1 protein-coding gene is annotated in these 255 nt (G+C 66.7%); it reads left to right on the top strand.

The features are described from left to right. Window positions 1–255, top strand: a 255-nt coding sequence (locus IB278_RS33760; RefSeq protein ID WP_263864289.1) for a GTP-binding protein, incomplete at both ends; no start/stop codon positions are given.

Raw genomic sequence — 255 nt, 5'->3', positions numbered from 1 at the left:
GCATCACCATCAACACCGCCCACGTCGAGTACGAGACGGCCAACCGCCACTACGCGCACGTTGACTGCCCCGGCCACGCCGACTACGTCAAGAACATGATCACCGGCGCTGCCCAGATGGACGGCGCGATCCTCGTGTGCTCGGCCGCCGACGGCCCCATGCCCCAGACCCGCGAGCACATCCTGCTGGCGCGCCAGGTGGGCGTGGGCTACATCATCGTGTTCCTGAACAAGTGCGACATGGTGGACGACGCCG

This window comes from Variovorax sp. VRV01 (assembly GCF_014852545.1).
Taxonomy (GTDB): Bacteria; Pseudomonadota; Gammaproteobacteria; order Burkholderiales; family Burkholderiaceae_C; genus Variovorax; species Variovorax beijingensis_A.
This window is presented reverse-complemented; position numbering and strand designations above follow the sequence as displayed.